The 13,759-nt window shown below is 31.3% G+C and carries 13 protein-coding genes; all 13 read left to right on the top strand.

Annotation, left to right across the window (positions count from 1 at the left end; genetic code table 11):
- Nucleotides 1-649: 649 nt before the first annotated feature.
- Nucleotides 650-2,071, top strand: a complete 1,422-nt coding sequence (locus TEPIDINF_RS10555) for a capsular polysaccharide export protein, LipB/KpsS family (protein WP_421691959.1) — start codon at nt 650-652, stop codon at nt 2,069-2,071.
- Between the two features lie 61 nt (nt 2,072-2,132).
- Nucleotides 2,133-3,323: a UDP-4-amino-4,6-dideoxy-N-acetyl-beta-L-altrosamine transaminase gene (pseC, locus tag TEPIDINF_RS10550; protein ID WP_421691958.1), complete on the top strand. Its 1,191-nt coding sequence runs from the start codon at nt 2,133-2,135 to the stop codon at nt 3,321-3,323.
- 8 nt (nt 3,324-3,331) lie between these two features.
- Complete coding sequence (locus tag TEPIDINF_RS10545; protein ID WP_421691957.1) at nt 3,332-4,066, top strand: cytidylyltransferase domain-containing protein; 735 nt, start codon at nt 3,332-3,334, stop codon at nt 4,064-4,066.
- Between the two features lie 24 nt (nt 4,067-4,090).
- The gene (locus TEPIDINF_RS10540) at nt 4,091-5,071 is read left to right on the top strand and encodes a PseG/SpsG family protein (protein WP_421691956.1); all 981 of its coding nucleotides are present in this window, start codon (nt 4,091-4,093) and stop codon (nt 5,069-5,071) included.
- 20 nt (nt 5,072-5,091) lie between these two features.
- Complete coding sequence (locus TEPIDINF_RS10535) at nt 5,092-5,547, top strand: GNAT family N-acetyltransferase (protein WP_421691955.1); 456 nt, start codon at nt 5,092-5,094, stop codon at nt 5,545-5,547.
- A 16-nt stretch (nt 5,548-5,563) separates the two neighbouring features.
- Nucleotides 5,564-6,598, top strand: coding sequence for a pseudaminic acid synthase (pseI, locus tag TEPIDINF_RS10530; RefSeq protein ID WP_421691954.1), 1,035 nt, complete (start codon nt 5,564-5,566; stop codon nt 6,596-6,598).
- Nucleotides 6,595-8,118, top strand: coding sequence for a murein biosynthesis integral membrane protein MurJ (murJ, locus tag TEPIDINF_RS10525; protein ID WP_421691953.1), 1,524 nt, complete (start codon nt 6,595-6,597; stop codon nt 8,116-8,118). The genes pseI and murJ overlap by 4 nt, the downstream gene beginning before the upstream one ends.
- A 233-nt stretch (nt 8,119-8,351) precedes the next feature.
- Entirely contained in the window at nt 8,352-10,022 is a 1,671-nt protein-coding gene (locus TEPIDINF_RS10520) for a hypothetical protein (RefSeq protein WP_421691952.1), read from the top strand.
- A 50-nt stretch (nt 10,023-10,072) separates the two neighbouring features.
- The gene (locus TEPIDINF_RS10515; RefSeq protein WP_421691951.1) at nt 10,073-10,729 is read left to right on the top strand and encodes a hypothetical protein; all 657 of its coding nucleotides are present in this window, start codon (nt 10,073-10,075) and stop codon (nt 10,727-10,729) included.
- Nucleotides 10,730-11,029: 300 nt separating this feature from the next.
- Entirely contained in the window at nt 11,030-11,938 is a 909-nt protein-coding gene (gene galU / locus TEPIDINF_RS10510; RefSeq protein WP_421691950.1) for a UTP--glucose-1-phosphate uridylyltransferase GalU, read from the top strand.
- A 259-nt stretch (nt 11,939-12,197) separates the two neighbouring features.
- Nucleotides 12,198-12,536 carry a helix-turn-helix domain-containing protein gene (locus tag TEPIDINF_RS10505; protein WP_068726436.1) on the top strand — a complete coding sequence of 113 codons (339 nt, stop codon included), beginning with the start codon at nt 12,198-12,200 and terminating at the stop codon, nt 12,534-12,536.
- A gap of 3 nt (nt 12,537-12,539) precedes the next feature.
- The gene (locus TEPIDINF_RS10500) at nt 12,540-13,298 is read left to right on the top strand and encodes an ImmA/IrrE family metallo-endopeptidase (protein WP_421691949.1); all 759 of its coding nucleotides are present in this window, start codon (nt 12,540-12,542) and stop codon (nt 13,296-13,298) included.
- Complete coding sequence (locus TEPIDINF_RS10495; protein ID WP_421691948.1) at nt 13,291-13,728, top strand: hypothetical protein; 438 nt, start codon at nt 13,291-13,293, stop codon at nt 13,726-13,728. The genes TEPIDINF_RS10500 and TEPIDINF_RS10495 overlap by 8 nt, the downstream gene beginning before the upstream one ends.
- The last annotated feature ends 31 nt before the right edge of the window (nt 13,729-13,759 follow it).

Genomic DNA, 13,759 nt, shown 5'->3' with positions numbered 1-13,759 from the left:
TAATGTTTTCCTTACGGTATAAAATTAAATTCTAAGAAAATATTTTAAGAATAAGAAAAATAAAAGGGGAAATTAATAAATGAAAAATGTTATTATTTTCTATGAAGTTATAAATAGAGAAATATAATCTTGTAAAATGCTTAAAAAAGAATTAGAAGCTGAAAATAATGTTAAGGCATTTATTTTTCAATTGATTTTGAACATGACAAAGCCATTAAGCTCAGTAAAAGACAGAAAATATGTACACAACCGAAGCTATATGGGGATTTTTTCTCAACAAAGAGTACTTTGAATCATATAAAAATTTATCTTTTGCAATTGGTGGATTTAACGTAAGTACTTATCTTATGCATCCATATGCTGATTTTGGATTGTTTGGAACTCTAGTGTGGACTTCGTTTATTAGCTTGATTTCTTCGACTTACTACTATTTATTTCAGAGAACAAAAAAAATGTATCATATGATAATTGTTGGAGTTTTCAATATAGTCATTTTCACTATGCACAGTAATTTCTTTTTGCGATCTTCATCAATATTAATTTGGATAATAATAGGTTTATTTGCATATAGAAAATGTTACGAAAAACAAGCTATACCACATGAAAACATAATTGTTTAGAACTATCTTAATTACGAGAGGCGAACAATATGAATATATTAATTTTAATAAATAATGCTCCAGGATATATAATATTTTTAAAAAAAATGGGAGACTTCTTTAAAAAGCAAGGACATATAGTTATTTATGCTTGTGAAAGTCATTTGCCAGAAATAAAATATACTACTCCATTATCAATTGAAGAAAAATATTATTTTACGCAACATGTGAAAAAAGCGAACAATGAAGAATTAATAGAATACGAGAAAATGACTAATTTAAGGAAATTCTATTATTCCTGTTTTGACCGTAATTTCCATTACAATGTCAATCATGATAAAGACAAAGAAATGGATTCAACAATATTAAGGTTATTAGACTATTATGGAAATATATTTAAAAAACATAATATTGATTTAGTATTATATGAAAATGTATCAAATTCTTTTGCTTATGCTGCTTATATGGTTGCTAAAAAAAATAAAAAGAAATACTTTGGTTTAATTACATCAAGAATACCCAATAGATATGAAATATGGGAAGATGAATATGGAAACATTGATAAAAGGAAAGAGAATTTTGAAGAATTAAACATAGATAGTATACCTTTAAACGATAAAGATTATATAATTAAGTATTTAGAAAGTGTACATTTAAATAAAGCAATGCCTGATTATATGATAAATAACCCCATGAATATTAAGATTAATTATTTTTACTATTACCTAAAAAAAATACATGTTTTTAATAGATACATTGAATATTATCTTAAATACCCAGAGGATGTAAAAGGAGCATATCAATCTGCTTATCCAATTAAAGCATCATATAAGTTCGTAATGAGAAACTTAAAAAGAAAGTTAAAAATCTCACTATTAAAAAAAATGTATGACTCTTTCGAATTCAGTAAAGAAAAATTTTTCTTATTACCACTGCACTATCAACCAGAGTCCTCTACTTCGGTTAACGCAATGTATTATGATAATCAATATGAATTTGTTAAAAATGTAGCGTTCTCTTTACCAATTGGAATCTCTTTATTTGTAAAAGATCATCCGAATGGAATTGGATTTGCAGATTTGGATTTTTATAAAAAGATAAAAAGACTGCCTAACGTTAAGTATATTAATCCATTATCTGACACAAAGGAACTAATAAATAACTCGAAAGGTGTTATAACATTAACAAGTACTATGGGTTATGAAGCTCTTCTGTTAGAAAAGCCAGTAATAACATTGGGTAAAGTTTTTTATAACTATCATCCATATTGCTATAATATATCCGGATATAATGAACTATATGATACTGTAAGAAAAGTTCTATCTCAAGAACATAAAGATTTTATGCAACATAACTTGAAATTTTTGTATATATATTATAATGATACTTATGAAGGAAAAGTATTTAATAAAGAATCAAATTTCAGTGATATATATAATAGTATTATAACTAAAATGGGAAAAAATATATAGATTTATAGTGTTACTGATGGCTCAGGGAATAAAAGCAAATTAAAAACTGGGGGAATTAAAAATGATACCAGCTCTATTAGGTGGAAATCCAATAAGAACAAAACCACTACCTTATGCAAAACAGTATATAGATGATGATGATTGCAAAGCCGTTAATGAGGTATTAAAAAGTGATTTTTTGACAACGGGTCCTAAGGCAAAGGAATTTGAGCAAGCCGTTGCAGATTATGTAGGAGCAAAATATGCAGTTGCATTTGCTAATGGAACTGCAGCTTTACATGGAGCTAGTTATGCAGCTGGAATTAAACCAGGAGATGAAGTGATTACAACACCAATTACCTTTGCTGCCTCTTCGAATTCTGTTCTTTATATGGGGGGCACTCCTGTTTTTGCAGATATCGATCAAGACACTTTCAATATTGATGTTAATGAAATAGCTAAGAAAATCACTAAAAAAACAAAGGCTATTATTCCAGTAGATTATACTGGACAAGCAGTCGATATTGATGCGATAAAAGATTTGGTTAAAGGAACTGATATAGTAATTATTGAAGATTCAGCCCATGCACTTGGTACGAAGTACAAAGGAAACCGGGTAGGGGGATTAGTGGACATGACTGAATTTAGCTTTCATCCGGTTAAAACAATTACAACGGGAGAAGGTGGGATTATCACCACAAACAACAAAGAGTATTATACTAAACTTATTAACTTTAGATCCCATGGCATAACAAGAGATGTCACTCAATTAGAAAATAAATTTGGCGGCGGTTGGTACTATGAGCAATTAGATTTAGGATATAATTATCGTATTACTGATTTTCAATGTGCATTAGGCATCAGTCAAATGAAGAAACTAGATTGGTTTATTTCAAGGAGAAAAGATATTGTTAGAACATATAATGAAGCATTTAAAGATTTAGAGGGTGTAATATTACAAAAAAATGCAGATTTTTCTGACACAGTAAATCATTTATATGTTTTAAAGCTTGATCTACCAAAGCTAAAAGTTGATCGAAAAGAAATATATAACGCTCTTCTTGCAGAAAATATTGGTTCTAATGTCCATTATATACCTGTTTATTGGCACCCCTATTATCAAAAATTAGGTTATAAAATGGGGCTATGTCCTAAAGCTGAAGAATTATATAATTCCATGCTGACTATCCCTCTATTCCCTGCTATGTTAGATGACGATGTTAATGATGTTATAAATGGGGTTTATAAAATTATAAACTATTATAGAAAGTAGTGATAGATGTGAAGGTAGTAGCAATAATCCAGGCTAGGATGGGATCTACCAGATTACCTGGAAAGGTAATGAAAAAAATAGTAGGGAAAACCGTTTTGGAACATGTTATAGAAAGGGTAAAAAGATCAAAAGAAATAAACGAAATAGTAATTGCTACAACGACAAAAGAAGATGATGATGTAATAGTAAAAGAAGCCGAGAGACTTAATGTAAAATATTTTAGGGGTTCAGAAGATGATGTATTATCAAGATACTATTACGCAGCAAAAGAGCATCATGCAGATATAGTTGTTAGAATCACATCAGACTGTCCTTTAATTGATCCAAATATAACAGATGGAATCATTGGATATTATAATAAACATAATTACGATATTGTTACTAATGCGGGATCAAACTTGAATCAACGGACATATCCAAGAGGTCTTGATACAGAGGTCTTTTCAATTGAACAGTTAGAAGAGGCTTTTAAAAATGCAAAGGAAGAGTATCAAAGGGAACATGTAACTCCTTACCTTTATGAAAAAAGTAATAAAATTTATTATTATAAAAATAATGATGATTACTCTAATTATCGTTGGACGTTAGATACTCCGGAAGATTTTAAATTGATTACTGAAATATATGAACATCTATATAAAGGAGAATCTAATTTCTTTCTAGAGGAGATAATAAATTTATTTAAAGAAAAACCGGAGTTAATTAAAATAAATCAAGGAATAGAGCAGAAAAAAATTAAGTAGCCCTAGCTACTAGGAGTACGGTATATGAAAGTGTATATTTTTACTGAAGGTGGTTCTAAATTTGGATATGGACATGTTGTTAGATGTTCTTCATTATACTCAGAATTAGAAAATAGAGGGATTGATGTAGAATATATAATAAATGGAAATGAAGAAGTAGTAGAAGTATTAGGTGATAAAAAACATATGGTAAGAAATTGGTTATCAACAGACTACTTATCCACAATATTAAATAATGAAGTTTATGCAATTGTAGATTCATACTTAGCAAATTTTGGTATATATGAATATATATCTAAGCATACAAAAAAATCATTATTTATTGATGATAATATGAGACTAACATATCCAAAAGGGATAGTAGTTAACCCGTCTATTTATGCTAAAGAACTTAAGTATCCTCAAATAAAAGGTGTTCATTACCTTCTAGGAAATGAATATGTAATATTGAGAGGTTCTTTTTTTGATAGCAAAAGAGAGACTCTTAAAACTGAAGTGAAAGAAATACTTGTAACTTTAGGTGGAGCAGACATAAGGAATATTACTCCTAAAATATTAGATATTTTAAATACTGAATATCCGAATGTAGTTAAAAATGTGGTTATTGGAAAAGGGTTTAAAAATATTGAAGAAATAAAAAGGATAGATGATAAAAACATTAGCTACTATTACAATGTTAATGGAATAGAAATGAAAGCTTTAATGTTGAGATCAGATATGGCAATCTCTGCTGCAGGTCAAACAATATATGAACTAATTAAAACTGAAACACCTTTTATACCGATACGAATTATTGATAATCAAGAAAATAATGTAAAGGGGTTACTAAAATATAATCTAGTAAATAGAGTATTAGATAGTGAAAGTAGTAATTTTACTAAGGAATTATCAAATGAAATAAGACTATTGATGAATTTAGAAAACAGAACAATTTTATATAATAGTATGAAGGGAATTATAGATGGTTTAGGTAGGACTAGAATAATTGACGAACTACTTATGTAGGTATGAGGTGAATATGTAAAATGAAAACATTTTTAAGAAATGTAAAAGAAAAGGATATAGCAGATATTTTTAAACTATCAAATGAATCTTATGTTAGAGAATATTCACTTAATAAAGAGACAATAGAATGGGATACTCATGTTAAATGGTTTAATAATTTGATGAATTCTGATAAAGATTTTTTTTACGTCGTAACTAACGACGAAGATAAATTTTTAGGTCAGATAAGGTTTAAGGTTAAAGATAATGAAGCTATAGTAAGTATAAGTCTAGCAAAAGAAATACAAGGAAAAGGGCTGAGTAAAATTTTATTGCTAGAAAGTATACAAAGACTTAAACAGGACTACCCTATGATAAAAAATATAACTGCAGTTGTATCAAAGTATAATATTCCATCAAAAAAACTTTTTGAAAATGCGGGGTTTCATTATATTGGTGAGAATGTGGAGTTGTTGAAATATAGCTATAAATACTGAAAAGGTGTTGATGAAAATGAGGATCGCAAATTTTGATATAGATACACAAGTTCTTATTATAGCTGAGCTATCAGCTAACCACGGACAAGATATTAATATAGCAAAGGAAACGATTAAAGCAGCAAAAGAAGTTGGTGCAGACGCTATTAAACTACAGACATATACCGCAGACACTCTAACTATTGATTGCGATAACGATTATTTTAAATTAAATAATGGAACTATTTGGGATGGAAATACATTATATAGCTTATATGAAAAGGCTTATACACCATGGGAATGGCAAAAGGAATTAAAAGATTTTGCTGAAAGTTTAGGACTGATATGTTTCTCAAGCCCTTTTGATAAAACAGCAGTAGATTTTCTAGAGGGGCTTAATGTACCAGCTTATAAAGTTGCTTCCTTTGAAATTACAGATATACCTTTAATTGAATATATCGCTTCAAAGGGAAAGCCTGTAATATTATCTACTGGCATGGCAACACTCGCAGACATAGAAGAAGCAGTAAATACATGTAGAAGAGTTGGAAATGATCAAATTATACTCTTAAAATGTACATCTTCTTACCCAGCTAAAATTGAAGATGCTAATTTAAGAACCATACCAAATTTAAAAGAGACTTTTGGAGTTGAAGTAGGGTTATCAGATCATACATTAGGCATTACTGTACCGATTGTATCAGTAGCCCTTGGAGCTAAGGTAATAGAAAAACATTTTATTCTAGATAAAAGTATAGGGGGGCCTGATGCCTCTTTTTCGCTAGATAAAGAAGAGTTTAAACAAATGGTAGATGCTGTTAGGGAAGCGGAAAAATCTATAGGCACTGTTGATTATAACTTATTTGAAAAGAAAGAAAAAAACAAGAAATTTGCTAGGTCATTATTTGTAGTCAAAGATATAAAAGCAGGGGAAATATTAAACGAAGATAATGTAAGATCAATAAGACCTGGATATGGACTGCATCCAAGATATTATCAGCAAATATTAGGAAAAAAAGCATTAAGAGATATTAAAAAGGGAACTCCTATAGATTGGAATCATTTTGAATGAAAAGAACCGCAATCCTTTTAATGCTAATAACCATAGTATCAAAAATATTTGGTTTTGCTAGAGATATTACACTTTCATATTTTTATGGAGCATCCAATATAAGTGATGCTTATTTAATATCTCTAACCATTCCAGGAGTTATATTCGGATTTATAGGTGCTGGCATATCTACTGGATACATTCCTATGTATAGCAAAATTGAAAAGCAGGAAGGTGAGCGGGAAGGGAATAGATATACTAATAATCTAGTAAATATATTACTACTAATAGCTTCAGTAATTGTTATTATCGGCTTATTATTTACTGATCAAATAGTAAAGGCATTTGCTTCAGGGTTTAAAGGAGATACCCTAGCAGTAGCAGTTCAATTGACAAGGATAAGTTTATTAGGGATATATTTTACTGGAATGATATCTATTTTTAGTGGATTTCTACAATTAAAGGGGAATTATACAATACCAGCTTTAATTGGATTTCCCATGAACTTCATTATCATTCTATCAATTTATTTAAGCTCGAATACTAACATTCTGGTACTGTCTATAGGTAGTGTAATAGCAACCGCTTCACAGTTATTACTTTTATTACCCTTTATATATAAAAAAGGATATCGTTATAAGTTTATATTCAGCATATATGATAAACATATTAAAAATATGGCCTATATTGCACTCCCTGTAATCATTGGTGTATCAGTTAATCAAATCAATGTATTAGTAGATAGAACTATAGCTTCGCAAATAGCAATAGGAGGAATCTCTGCTCTAAACTATGCGAACAGGCTTAATGGCTTTGTGCAGGGAATATTTGTATTATCTATTTCAACTGCAATGTATCCTATAATATCAAAAATGGCTGCTGAGAATAACATGTCTGGACTTAAGAAGTCAGTATCAGAAGCAGTTAACGGGATAAATTTACTAGTAATACCCGCTACTATCGGAGCAATGATTTTTGCTGAACCAGTAGTTAGATTATTATTTGGCCGAGGAGCTTTTGATGATCAAGCTATTTCCATGACTTCTTATGCTTTATTTTTCTATTCTATTGGCATGATTGGTTATGGGCATAGAGAAGTTCTTTCAAGGGCATTTTACTCTTTACAAGATACAAAAATTCCAATGATTAATGCTGCTATAGCCGTGGTTTTGAATATTGTGTTGAATATTATATTATCTGTGTATTTAGGAATAGGTGGATTAGCGTTAGCAACAAGTATATCCGCAATATTTGGTACAATATTACTATTTATCAGTCTTAGAAAGAAAATTGGTTCTTTTGGAATGAGGAAAATAACCACTTCATTTATAAAAATACTTGTGGCCTCACTATTGATGGGCGTTATTGCAAAACTATCTTATATTACTACAACTGAATTTGTTACTCAAAATCTGTCACTTATAGTATCCATCGGTATAGGTGCAATTACTTATTTTCTGATGATCTATATCATGAAGATAGAGGAAGTAGATATAATTGTTAATGCTATAAAGAGAAAGCTAAACAAAAGTACAGTATAAGATCATAGAGAGAGGAATATTTTGGTAATTGAATATGAGAAGATTAAAAAAAGGATATTTTCGGGGTGCGTTAAGTTGTAAGGTTTATAAGTCTGAACCTGAGAGGCGAGTAGAAGGCAGGAACGGGATGATGAACGTTGAGGAAGATTGGGTTGATGAAGAATGGCTTCGCATCGGGAGTGGGATGAGTGAAAGGAGCTTGTTTCAGTAAAGGAAAAAAGGGGTGGATTGAGTTGAGGAAGTACAGACCTCCATTAACAGCAGATGAGACTGCTGAATTGCACAGGTTAGCTAATTTAGATTTTTCTAATTGGTCTGAAGCTGATGTGAGGGAAGAATACATTGTCCCACTATTAAAAATATTGGGATATCGAAAAGAACTAGATTATTCTGTTTCCAGAGAAGAGTCCTATAAACTTAATCCATTATTCCTTCAGATAGGTAGAGATCGAATCAAATTAGATTACATTTGTTCTGTGAGAAAACAAAAATTTTGGATAATTGAATCTAAACCCGGTGGAATTAAGGACAATAAAGTTTTACCAGCAATAACCGAAGAAGATATAGCACAGGCACATTTTTACTCCTTACATCCTGCAATTGATGCTAAATTCTTCGTTGTAACTAATGGATGGTATCTTAATTTGTATGATAGAGATCATCTGAATCAAGATCTTAATCCCATTCTTAGTATTCTTCATACGGATTTGCCAGAAAAATTCAATCAACTTGACTCTTATCTTGGGTCAAGTCAATTGATATTTAGCCTTAAAAATAAGCTTTTAAAAGACATAGAAGTTACATTAAGTTCTGAAGTTCACTTGGATCGATTAGATGAATTTGTTGATGCTGTAAAGTCTAGTGTAAGTAAGATCAGACCTAATGTTTTAGAAAACTTTAGAGCGAATGCAAAAATTCAAGAGAAATTACGGAAACAGGCATTAGAGGAATTCCTGTACAAAGAAGACTTAGACCTCATTGTTTCATCGCTATTTATGTCCAATTTAGCAAGTGGAACATTATATAGAATTTCTCAGATAGTAGCAAAAAGGTTTATTGAATCATCTCCCTCAAGACAATACTTATTTCTAAACAAGCTGCTATTAAAAGAGCTTAGAGCTGTTACAATCCCTTATTATTTTCATGTTTTGATATTTCTTTTGGAATTAAAAAAACTAGGGATGAAAAACCTTCCTCATTTTAATACAGATATTGACGAGCAAATACTTGAATGGATTGAGATGTGCCTATTTCACTTTTGGAAACATCCCGAACTTAGATACCTGTGGGCTTTTGAAGGGCTTACAAGTAGAGCTGCTATTAGGTTAGTCTATTTATCTCACACAATTAGAAATTCTGTTAATAAAATTACTGAATCACAGTTATTTTTATTTCCTGAAGAAGAAATCGCTTGGCTAGGTCCTGCTGAAGCAAAAGTGATTATTGATTTCGTTGATCAAACCGTTCTTCAAACTTTAGAAAAAGTTGTTAGAGAATTTATGCCTGGTGGGAAAATTCGCAACACCATAATTAACCAAGAACTTTTGAAGTTGCAGGAAGTCGTTGACAAAATAGAGAAGGCTACAGAAAATGATTATTCGAAGCTTAGGCAAGAATTAGGTAGTTCATGGAGTGAGCTTAGATTTTATGACTCAATCAACCATTATTGGGATCCACTATCTAGTGGAATCTGTGATATCATAAGTTGGGAAAAAGAAATTGTCAATAAATTACCAGAACGTGTTAAAGACAGAATACTCCTGCAAGAATATCTTGGAAATGTAAATCATGCCAATAAATGCGCCGATTTAATAGATAAGAAAATAACAATTAGTTTAAATAAAGAAGATATCCGTAGTCAGTATTTTGACATAAATACGAATCCATATTCCATAAGGTTCTAATTATCATTATACCAACCGTTTTATTAGTATAAATGAAGGAGGCTGACCCAATGGATGAAACGATAAATACATATCTCGGCTTGCCACAATTTATGTGGGAAGGAATTTTTAATATTATTGTCACCTTGGGTGCCGGCCTTATCATAGCTTTTGTAACAACTTTCTATCTGAAGAAGAAAGACGAAATTACAAGGGTATCTGGTATCATACTTGAGAAGCGTTTAAACAGTGAGCAGGAAATACTGGACTATCTTGAGAGATTATCTTATCATCTGGAACTTCATAACGGAAAAGAAAAAGAGTGGTATGCGCTATTGACGAGTTTTGATTTAACCCTTCCACACGGCCTTCATCTTCAATATTCAGATGTTTTTAGCAGCGTCGATAAATTTCAGGAATTCTTCAAAGGATTTGAAGAGGTTATATCAAGAAACAAGTTATGGATGGGAAAGAAGGTAAGATTCCACCTTGCCCTCATGCAGGCTTACTTTTCTTGGATTAACGCATTGCTTTTAGGCATAGCAAGAGTGCCTTTGCCAGAAGGTAAAGAACTATCAAGGGAAGATATCGATAAACTATCAGGAGTGCTTTTGCTACAGGTTGGAATTACACTTGACCATGAAATAAATGGGTTATTGGCAGAGTTAGAAACACTTATTGTAGATTCAGTTTATAAGCTTGATTTAAAGAGACCAAAAAAAGTATGACAAGAAATGGGATGCTAAACTCGGATATGTTGAAAATTCTCAAAGAACTTGATACCCGTACACTATTAGGCATTAATCGAGAAAATACTTTGCACTAATGATGACACAGGTATATCGGTATAAAGGTGTGGATCCTGAAGAAGATGATTTAGATGAGATAATCAATGAGGTTTTTGGAGAAGAATCAGCGTTATAAGAACTGAATTAACTTCTAACAGGGTTATTATGGTTTATGAAAAAGGAAGAAAAGATGGTATTAGTAAAGACTGAAAATGATTAAATATCATATGGGAGGTTAATATGAAAGTACGCAAAGCCATTATCCCAGCTGCCGGTTTAGGAACTCGCTTCTTACCTGCCACAAAAGCACAACCCAAAGAAATGCTGCCAATCGTAGATAAACCAACACTTCAATATATCATTGAAGAAGCAGTGGAATCAGGGATAGAAGAAATTTTGATCATTACAGGTAGAAATAAGAAATCTATTGAGGATCATTTCGATAAATCGGTAGAGTTAGAACTAGAGTTAGAAACCAAAGGTAAGTTTGATCTATTAGAAGAGGTTAGGAAAATATCAGATATGGTAAATATCCACTATATTCGCCAAAAAGAACCTAAAGGCTTAGGCCATGCTATTTATTGTGCCAAAAGCTTTATTGGCAATGAACCTTTTGCGGTACTTTTGGGTGATGATATTGTCTACTCACCAGAAAAACCTTGCTTAAAGCAAATGATAGAAATCTATGATGAATACAAGACAACCATTTTAGGAGTACAAGAAGTAGCAATAGAGGATGTCAATAAATATGGGATCATTGATGGCAAACTTATAGAGGATAATGTATATAAAGTCAAAGACTTAGTAGAGAAACCTGCAATTGAAGATGCACCTACCAATATTGCTATATTGGGTAGATATATTATTAGTCCTGCTATTTTTAAAATACTAGAAACGACAAAGCCGGGGAAAAATGGAGAAATTCAATTAACCGACGCTCTCATGGAACTAGCTCAACGTGAAGCCATGTATGCCTATACATTTGAGGGGAAAAGATATGATGTTGGCGATAAACTAGGCTTTTTGGAAGCCACCGTAGAGTTTGCTTTAAGAAGAGAAGATTTAAGAGAAGAATTTTTGAATTATTTGATGAAAGTTACCGAAAGAGAAATAAATCGTACCAAAGCAGATAAAATTGCAGCCTGTTAGAATTATATTATTTACTGATTAATGGAACTACTTATATAAATAAAGTGGTTCCATTTTTTGTATCTTTTACCTACACAAATTTAACGGCATAACTTCAATTATAACCTCCTCCGGTTGATAAAGAATTATTTATGTCTTTAGTAAATATCAACGATCTTACAACATTTGATGAAAATTGTTTTGTCATAAAAATGATTGAATAATATATTTATTTTATGACAATAATATCATATACTATTGATATAAGGGAGGTGCAACTATGTTGAATTCTGAATTAGTAAGTAAAAGATTTAATGAGTTGCGAAGTAAGAGTGGATTTACCCAAAGTCAAATTGCGGAATATTTACAGGTTGATCAGAGCTACATCTCAAAATGTGAAAACAATGAACGGCAATTTAGTATCGATATCCTTGAAAAAGCAGCAAACCTTTTTGGATGTTCGATAGAGTATTTTACAAATGAAGATAGCGAGTTTTCCCCAATGCCTATTGCATTACGGGCAAAGGGTCTTACGACAGAAGATTTGGAAACAATAGCAGCCATGAACAAGATTGCATTAAATTTACGTTACATGGAAGATTTGCTCAAGGGGGAATAATGCATGAAAGAAAAAATTGAATTAAATGCAGAGGCCATAAGCTTGCGCAAACAATTTGGAGAAGATATCTACTCGCCAATAGATATCTTCTCTATCCTTCATAGTAACGAAGACTTAACGATTGTATTTTATCCAATGAGCAGTCGAGTAAGTGGTATCTGTATTAAAGAAGGAAATAATAAAATAATCGGTATTAATTCAACTTCTACGTACGGTCGCCAGCGTTTTACAATGGCCCATGAATTGTATCATTTATTTTTCCATGAGGATTTTAAAAGTATCGTATCTTCCGCAGATCTTGAGAAAAATAAAGATCCGCAGGAAGTAGAAGCAGATATGTTTGCGTCATATTTTTTAGCGCCTTATGAATCTTTAAACGATTTTATAAAAAACAAATTGGGAAAAGTAAAGCATGATCTTGAAGTAAATGATGTCGTAAAAATTGAACAGCACTATGGGTTAAGCAGACAGGCTACTTTATGGAGATTAATAAAAGATGGATATTTATCTCATGAAAAAGCAAATACAATGAAAACTGGGATCATTTCATCAGCATTGAAACTTGGCTTTGATGACAAATTGTATAGGCCAACTCCGGAAGATAAGCAATATATTACTTTAGGTAAATATATAAAATTGGCTGAAGAATTAAAAGAAAGAGACCTAATATCAAATGGGAAATACGAAGAACTATTATTAAATGGATTTAGGGGAGATATGGTATATGGATTAAATACAGTTGGAGAAGAGAGTTATGACTAGTAAGTTGTTTTTTGATACAGATTATATCTCTTCTTTTCTGTGGGTGAAAGAAGAAAACATCCTGTTTAAACTTTATCCTGGAAGAATTGTGCTCCCTAAAGAAGTTTTTATTGAATTATCAAATCCAAGTATCCCCCATATTAAGCGTAAAGTTAATGAATTATGTATAAATGGTGATGTTACGACAAAAGAGATATTGACCAATACCGAAGAATATCGTTTGTATTATGAATTAGCGATTTCACCGCCAAAAGGAGAAAAAAGAATTGGTAAAGGTGAAGCAGCGGCGATAGCTTTAGCAAAAGCATACGGTGGAATTATAGCTAGTAATAATTTAACTTCCCTCCGAAAGAAGTCTCCCACTTCTAAACGTGAAGGTGTGCCAGCACCAGTGAAAGTAGGAGATGAATTTCGGTTAGGCGTAGCCTAAAGTTGTCTTTTTTTGCTATGATATAATCAGT

The sequence above is a fragment of the Tepidibacillus infernus genome, assembly GCF_048898065.1.
Classification (GTDB): domain Bacteria; phylum Bacillota; class Bacilli; order Tepidibacillales; family Tepidibacillaceae; genus Tepidibacillus_B; species Tepidibacillus_B infernus.
This window is presented reverse-complemented; position numbering and strand designations above follow the sequence as displayed.

What these genes read in the sequence shown, in the direction of transcription:
- TEPIDINF_RS10555 (WP_421691959.1), top strand. Translation starts at nt 650, where the DNA reads ATGAATATATTAATTTTAATAAATAATGCTCCAGGATATATAATATTT.
- pseC (WP_421691958.1), top strand. Translation starts at nt 2,133, where the DNA reads ATGATACCAGCTCTATTAGGTGGAAATCCAATAAGAACAAAACCACTA.
- TEPIDINF_RS10540 (WP_421691956.1), top strand. Translation starts at nt 4,091, where the DNA reads ATGAAAGTGTATATTTTTACTGAAGGTGGTTCTAAATTTGGATATGGA.
- TEPIDINF_RS10535 (WP_421691955.1), top strand. Translation starts at nt 5,092, where the DNA reads ATGAAAACATTTTTAAGAAATGTAAAAGAAAAGGATATAGCAGATATT.
- pseI (WP_421691954.1), top strand. Translation starts at nt 5,564, where the DNA reads ATGAGGATCGCAAATTTTGATATAGATACACAAGTTCTTATTATAGCT.
- murJ (WP_421691953.1), top strand. Translation starts at nt 6,595, where the DNA reads ATGAAAAGAACCGCAATCCTTTTAATGCTAATAACCATAGTATCAAAA.
- TEPIDINF_RS10515 (WP_421691951.1), top strand. Translation starts at nt 10,073, where the DNA reads ATGGATGAAACGATAAATACATATCTCGGCTTGCCACAATTTATGTGG.
- galU (WP_421691950.1), top strand. Translation starts at nt 11,030, where the DNA reads ATGAAAGTACGCAAAGCCATTATCCCAGCTGCCGGTTTAGGAACTCGC.
- TEPIDINF_RS10505 (WP_068726436.1), top strand. Translation starts at nt 12,198, where the DNA reads ATGTTGAATTCTGAATTAGTAAGTAAAAGATTTAATGAGTTGCGAAGT.
- TEPIDINF_RS10500 (WP_421691949.1), top strand. Translation starts at nt 12,540, where the DNA reads ATGAAAGAAAAAATTGAATTAAATGCAGAGGCCATAAGCTTGCGCAAA.
- TEPIDINF_RS10495 (WP_421691948.1), top strand. Translation starts at nt 13,291, where the DNA reads ATGACTAGTAAGTTGTTTTTTGATACAGATTATATCTCTTCTTTTCTG.